Source organism: Macromonas nakdongensis (assembly GCF_002837145.1).
GTDB classification, from domain to species: Bacteria; Pseudomonadota; Gammaproteobacteria; order Burkholderiales; family Burkholderiaceae_C; genus Macromonas_B; species Macromonas_B nakdongensis.
Genome location: NZ_NWMV01000140.1, coordinates 1 through 6,250 on the forward strand (window position 1 = coordinate 1; position 6,250 = coordinate 6,250).

Below are 6,250 nucleotides of genomic sequence, written 5' to 3' on the forward strand. Positions count from 1 at the left end.
CGTCTGAGCGGCCGCCTGCAGGCCGACGACACCCTGGGCGGCACGCGCGCCCACCCCGAATGGCGCGGCCAACTCAACGCCAGCGACCTGGCCCTGCGCTCCCTGCCCGACGGCCTGGAATTCAGCGACGGCCACCTGCGGGCCACCCTGGCCGGCGAACAGCTGAGCATCGACAGCCTGCGCCTGCGTGGCGCCGGGGGCAGCACCGGCGGCCTGCTCACCGGCCAGGGCCGGGCCAGCTGGCCCCTGAACACCGGCACCAGCCCAGCCCGGCGCGAACCCGCCATCGACCTGACCCTGCAAGCCGAGCAGTTGCGCCTGCTGGCCCGGGCCGACCGGCGCCTGACCCTGTCCGGTCAGTTGCAGGCCCAGTTGCGCGGGCCGCGGCTCGACCTCAGCGGCCGGCTGACGACCGACCAGGCCCTGTTCCTGCTGCCCGACGAAAGCACCCCCACCCTCGGCCGCGACGTGGTCGTGCGCGGCACCGAGCGTCCGCCCGGCTTCGGCGCCGGCTCGCCCGTGCAGACACAGGTGCGGGTCGACGTCTCGCTCGGCGACGACTTCCACGTCCGCGGCCAGGGCCTGGACACCTACCTCAGCGGCCGCCTGCAGATCGGCAAGACACCGACACAAAGTGCGCCCCAGGTCACCGGACAGGTGCAGACCGTGCGCGGCAGCTACCGGGCCTACGGCCAGACCCTCACCATCGAGCAGGGACGGCTGCGCTTCAACGGACCGGTGGACAACCCCAGCCTCGACATCCTCGCCCTGCGACCCCACCCGAGCCAGCGCGTCGGCGTCGAACTGGGCGGCACGGCGCAAGCCCCGCACCTGCGCCTGTACGCCGAACCTGACATGCCCGACAGCGAAAAACTGGCCTGGCTGGTGCTGGGCCGTCCGGCCAGCGGCGCCGGCGCCCAGGCCGCGGTGCTGCAGCAGGCGGCACTGGCCTTGCTCAGCGGCAGTGGCGACGACGGCGCCTTCACCCGCGCGCTCGGGCTGGACGAACTCTCGTTCCAGGGCGAAACCACCCAGGCCGATGGCAGCACCCTGGCCGCGGCCCTGACCCTGGGCAAACGCATCTCCCAGCAGCTCTACGTCAGCTACACGCGCAGCGTGGTGGGCGCCCTGGGCACCGTGGCGGTGTATTACGACATCTCCCGCCTGCTCACGCTGCGGGCCCAGGCCGGTGACGACAACGCCCTGGACCTGGTCTTCACCCACACTTTCGACGGCCAGGCGTTGCCGCCCCGCACGCGCCGCGGCAACGCCTCCGACGGGGGCACCCCGCCCCGTACAATCGCTCCGTCCTCCCCGTAGTTCAATGGATAGAACGGCCGCCTCCTAAGCGGCAAATACAGGTTCGATTCCTGTCGGGGGGACCACCGCCACCACCGGACGGCACCGCCCACACCAGGGCGTTTCTCCTGTAGCATGGGCACGCAGATTTTGCGTTTTCCCCACCGTCAGGAGGTTCTCATGAAGTCGATCGCCATCTTGTCCGGCGTGGCCCTGGCCGCCCTCGCCGGTTGTGCCACACCGCCCACCCCCCGCCCCATGGCCCATGCCCAGCTGGAAGCCAAGTCGGGCAGCGCCATCCAAGGCCGCGTCACCTTCGCCCCCCACGGCGAGGTCACCGTGGTCGAAGCGCACATCGGTGGTCTCACCCCAGGCGAACACGGCTTCCACGTGCACGAGGGCGGCGACTGCAGTGCCCCCGACGCCACCAGCGCCAAGGGGCACTTCAACCCCGCGGGCAAGATGCACGGGCACCACCACCATCACCCCATGGAACGCCACGCCGGCGACCTGCCCAACCTGGTGGCCAACGCCCAGGGACAGGCGCACTACCGCGCCGAGGTCAAGGGACTGGTGCTGAAAGCCGGGCCCGAGGGCATTCTGGAACGCAGCGTGGTGATCCACGCCGACCCGGACGATTACAAGTCGCAGCCCGCCGGCAACTCCGGCAAGCGCGTGGCCTGCGGTGTGATCAAGCCGATCTGAGCGGCACGCGGTTGGCCCCGGCCCGCGGCGGGGCGCCCCTCACCCCGGGCTGCGCAGGGTCCGGCTCAGCAGGACCACCGGGATCAAGCCCACCAGCACCAGGGTCAGGGCAGGCAAGGCGGCTTCGCCCAGGCGCTCGTCGCGGGCCAGCTGGTAGGTCACCACGGCCAGGGTGTCGCTGTTGAAGGGACGCAGCACCAGGGTGGCGGGCAGTTCCTTCATCACGTCCACGAACACCAGCAGCGCGGCCGCGGCGGTGGAGCGGCGCAGCAAAGGCCAGTGCACCCGCGCCATCAAGCCCAGGCCGGTGGTGCCCAGCATGCGGGCGGAGTCGTCCAGGCTGGGCGGGATGCGGGCGTAGCCGCTGTGCACCGACTGCAGCGCCACCGCGGTGAAGCGCACCAGGTAGGCCCACACAATGCCCAGCGCGGTGGCCGTGACCCAGTAGCCGATGCTGCTGTCGGGCGCGGCCAGCTGCAGCCACCCCACCGGCAGCAGCAAGCCCACCACCACCACGGCCCCCGGCACGGCATAGCCCAGGCTGACCACGCGGGCCAGCCCCCCGGTCAACCAGCCGGGCTGGCGGCGCTGGGCAAAGCCCAGGGCCAGGGCCGCTGCGGTGGCCAGGGCGGCACTCAGACCGGCCAGCCCCAGGCTGTTGCGCGCCCACTGCAGGAAGGGGGACCAGGGCAGCTCGTCCCAGCCACCCAGCAGCGGGCGCAGCATGAACAGCACCGGCAACACAAAGCCGAACAGCACCGGCAGCGCGCACACGGCCCAGGCGGCCCACACACCGCCCCGGCGCAAGCGGACCGGCTGCGCCTCGTGGCCGCCCGCGCGCCCGCCGCGGCTGTTGACGAAGCGCATGCGGCGCTGGGCCCGGTGTTCCAGCCACAGCAGCAGGCCCACGGTGGCCAGCAGCAGGGTGGCCAGTTGGGCCGCGGCCAGGCGGTTGTCCATCACCAGCCAGGCCTTGTAGATGCCGGCGGTGAAGGTCTGGATGCCGAAGTAGCTGGCCACGCCGAAATCGGCCAGGGTTTCCATCAGCGCCAGTGCCACGCCCGCGGCCACCGCCGGGCGGGCCAGCGGCAAGGCCACTTCGCGCACCCGGCGCGACAGCGGTGCGCCCAGCAGGCGGGCGGCCTCCATCAACTGCGCGGCGCGCTCGCTCAGGGCGGTGCGGGCCAGCAGGTACACATAGGGGTAGAGCGAGAACGTGAACACCCACACCGCGCCCCAGGTGTTGCGCACCTCGGGGAACACCCGCCCCTGCCAACCGAAGGTCTCGCGCAGAAACACCTGCATCGGACCGGAAAACTGCAGAAAGTCGGTGTAGGCGTAGGCCACCACGTAAGCCGGCATGGCCAGGGGCAGCAGCAACGCCCACTCGAAGGCGCGCCGGCCAGGAAAGTCGAACAGCGTCACCGCGCTGGCCGTGCCCATGCCCACCAGCGCCACGCCCAGCGCCACGGCCGCACACAGCCACAGGCTGGTGCCCAGGTACTCGGGCAGCACCGTGTCGGCCATCTGGCGCAGCACGTCCAGGGCCACCGCGTCGAACTGCCACCACGACGCCGCCAGCGCCAGCACCGGCAACACCAGCAGACCGGCGAACACCAACAACACGGCCTGGGCCAGCGGCGCCCCGGCGCGGGCCAGGAAACGGGAAAGGTTTTGAGGCATATCAACGCAAATGAGAATGGTCATTATCTACAATGTCGGCCATGTTCCTTTCCGTCTCGCAGTTGTCCATCCGCTACCCGGGGTCGGCCCAGTCGGCCGTGGACGGGGTGTCGTTCGGCCTGAGCGCCGGCGACATCGGGGTGTTGATCGGCCCGTCCGGCTGCGGCAAGACGACGCTGCTGCGCGCCGTCGCCGGTCTGGAACGCGCCAGCGCCGGCAGCATCCTGCTCGGTGGCGAGGTGGTCAGCAGTGCCCAGACCCACACCCCGGCCGAGCAACGCCGCATCGGCATGGTGTTCCAGGACTACGCCCTGTTCCCGCACCTGGACGTGGCGCGCAACGTCGGCTTCGGTCTCAAGCACCTGGGCGAGCGCGAGCGCCAGGAGCGGGTGCGCGAGGTGCTGGCCCTGGTCGGGCTCGACGGCCTGCAGGCGCGCCACCCGCACGAACTGTCCGGCGGCCAGCAGCAACGCGTGGCGCTGGCCCGGGCACTGGCCCCCAGCCCGCGCCTGCTGCTGCTGGACGAACCGTTTTCCAACCTCGATGTGGACCTGCGCGAACGCCTGGCCCACGAGATCCGCGGCATCCTCAAGGCGGCCGGGGCGACCGCGCTCTTCGTGACGCACGACCAGCTGGAGGCTTTCGCCATCGGCGACGTGATCGGGGTGATGCACCAGGGCCACCTGCACCAGTGGGACGACGCCTACGCGCTTTACCACCGGCCGGCCACCCGTTTCGTGGCCGAGTTCATCGGCCACGGCGTGTTCGCGCCGGCACAGATCCGGCTGAGCGGCGACGAGGTGGTGGTCAACACCCCGCTGGGGCCGCTGCAGGACGTGGAGGAATGCCCCCTGCCCAGCGCCTACGAGGCCGGGCTGTGCGACGTGCTGCTGCGCGCCGACGACATCGTCCACGACGACGCCTCGGCGGTGAAGGCGCGCATCGTGCGCAAGGCCTTCCGCGGCTCCGAGTTTTTGTACACCCTGCGCCTGGACAGCGGCGAAACGGTGATGACCCACGTGCCCTCGCACCACAACCACGCGGTGGGCGAATGGATCGGCATCCGCGTGGCGGTGGACCACGTGGTGACCTTCGAGCGGGGCGCGGGCGCGGGTGCACCGCCCGCACCGGCGGTGCACCGCACGCCGGGCTGAACCGGACGAAACCCGGCCAGCCACGGGGCGGGCGGGGTCAGCCCGCGCTCAGTTGCAAGCGGGCCGGGCCAGTCTTTTTGCTGCGCGGCGGCAGCAGCTGCGCCAGCGCACGGCAAACGGTCTCGGCCTTGGCATCGACCACCTGGGCCAAGACGCGCAGGGGCGGCAGCGCCTCACGGATGGCGTCGGCGCTGCGCTGCCACCCCTGGCTGGCGGCCTGGCGCCAGTCCAGCCCCAGCAAGGCCAGCAACTGGGCCATGCGCAAGGCCACGGCACCGGTGCGCAAGGCCGCCATGTGCTGGCTGCGGTGCTGCTGTTGCAGCAGGGCCTCGCGCATCAGGGCCGCGCGCCGGGCGTCGTCGCCCAGCTCCACCGGCACCAGTGCGGCATCGGTCAGGGCCACCGCGTTGAAGGCGTAGGGCTGCTCGCACAGGGCCTCCACGCCGATCAGTTCACCGGGCAAGGCCAGCTGCACCAGCTGCGGTTCGGCGCCACCGGGCCGGTCGAGCCGGACCGCGCCGGACAGCACCCGCCACAGCGGGCCGTGGGCGCCGGCGGCAAACAACACCCCGTCGGCTCGACAGGGCACGGGGGCGGAAGGTGTCAAGGTGTGCATGTTCGCGCTCCTGGGTGGCCCACCCACAGGGCGGGCCAAGACCTGGGATTCAATGCTTGTGGCCACCGGACATGGCGCCATGGTCGTGCGGTGCCGGGGCCTTGGCCGTGCCCAGCGGGGTCACGGACACGCGCACCTCCTGCGAGAAACGCTGCCGGGCACCGTCCTCGAACACCAGCGTCAGCGGCACCGCCTCTCCGACCTGCAACGGGCGCTTGAGGTCCATCAGCATGACGTGCAGCCCGCCCGGCTTGAGTTCCACGGTGCGGCCCGCGGCCAGTTCCAGCACCGGCACGGCGCGCATGCGCATCACGTCCTTGTCCATGGCCATTTCGTGGACTTCCACCACCCCGGCCACGGGGGAGGAAGCCCCCACCAGGCGGGTGTTCTGCGCCGCGGTCAGGCGCATGAAGGCGCCCGTCGCGGTCTGCTGGGCCACGGTACCGCGCACCCAGGCGTCCTCCACTTTCACCGGGGTCTGGGCCCAGGCCCCCAGGGTCAGGGCGAACAGGGCAATGGCGATGAGGTGTTTCATGAAAAGCTCCAAAAATCAGGCAAAGAAGGAGGACGGCCGCCACCGCAGCGGATGGCACGGCCGTGAAGACCAGACGGGCATCCCAGAAGGGCCCAGGCGATCGAAAGGGGGGGCGACGGCAACGGCAACAAAACCGCACACGGCGCTGGCGCAACGGGGTGAGAGCGGGGGCTGGCAAAGGGCCGCCACGGGCACCGCAGCAGGGGCGGGGCGCGCGATTGCGCCGAGGCCCACGGCCGCGCCAGCACCGCGTCGCGG

At 71.5% G+C, this 6,250-nt stretch carries 6 protein-coding genes and 1 tRNA gene; 4 read left to right on the forward strand and 3 right to left on the reverse strand.

Annotated elements, in window-relative coordinates:
- From CON77_RS14195 to CON77_RS14205, 3 genes are all read left to right on the forward strand, one after another.
- On the forward strand, positions 1 to 1,320 hold a 1,320-nt coding region (locus CON77_RS14195; protein ID WP_198552401.1), incomplete at its 5' end, for a translocation/assembly module TamB domain-containing protein.
- A tRNA-Arg gene (locus CON77_RS14200) sits at positions 1,311 to 1,385 on the forward strand. The genes CON77_RS14195 and CON77_RS14200, both read left to right, overlap by 10 nt.
- A gap of 94 nt (positions 1,386 to 1,479) precedes the next feature.
- A complete protein-coding gene (locus CON77_RS14205) occupies positions 1,480 to 2,004 on the forward strand; it encodes a superoxide dismutase family protein (protein ID WP_101050185.1) in 525 nt (174 codons plus the stop codon).
- A 39-nt stretch (positions 2,005 to 2,043) separates the two neighbouring features.
- On the opposite strand, the gene CON77_RS14210 is transcribed toward CON77_RS14205, so the two are convergent.
- Entirely contained in the window at positions 2,044 to 3,687 is a 1,644-nt protein-coding gene (locus CON77_RS14210; RefSeq protein WP_101050187.1) for an ABC transporter permease, read from the reverse strand.
- Between the two features lie 41 nt (positions 3,688 to 3,728).
- Here CON77_RS14210 and CON77_RS14215 point away from each other — a divergent pair, with 41 nt between their 5' ends.
- Complete coding sequence (locus CON77_RS14215; protein WP_101050193.1) at positions 3,729 to 4,841, forward strand: ABC transporter ATP-binding protein; 1,113 nt, start codon at positions 3,729 to 3,731, stop codon at positions 4,839 to 4,841.
- A 37-nt stretch (positions 4,842 to 4,878) separates the two neighbouring features.
- Here the strand turns inward: CON77_RS14215 and CON77_RS14220 are convergent, their stop codons facing one another.
- Entirely contained in the window at positions 4,879 to 5,457 is a 579-nt protein-coding gene (locus tag CON77_RS14220; protein ID WP_157826986.1) for a cyclic nucleotide-binding domain-containing protein, read from the reverse strand.
- Between the two features lie 49 nt (positions 5,458 to 5,506).
- Positions 5,507 to 5,992: a copper chaperone PCu(A)C gene (locus CON77_RS14225; RefSeq protein ID WP_101050191.1), complete on the reverse strand. Its 486-nt coding sequence runs from the start codon at positions 5,990 to 5,992 to the stop codon at positions 5,507 to 5,509.
- Between the last annotated feature and the right edge of the window lie 258 nt (positions 5,993 to 6,250).

Excerpts from the sequence above, each read along its gene's own strand:
- CON77_RS14205 (WP_101050185.1), top strand. The coding sequence starts at position 1,480 with ATGAAGTCGATCGCCATCTTGTCCGGCGTGGCCCTGGCCGCCCTCGCC.
- CON77_RS14210 (WP_101050187.1), bottom strand. The coding sequence starts at position 3,687 with ATGCCTCAAAACCTTTCCCGTTTCCTGGCCCGCGCCGGGGCGCCGCTG.
- CON77_RS14215 (WP_101050193.1), top strand. The coding sequence starts at position 3,729 with ATGTTCCTTTCCGTCTCGCAGTTGTCCATCCGCTACCCGGGGTCGGCC.
- CON77_RS14220 (WP_157826986.1), bottom strand. The coding sequence starts at position 5,457 with ATGCACACCTTGACACCTTCCGCCCCCGTGCCCTGTCGAGCCGACGGG.
- CON77_RS14225 (WP_101050191.1), bottom strand. The coding sequence starts at position 5,992 with ATGAAACACCTCATCGCCATTGCCCTGTTCGCCCTGACCCTGGGGGCC.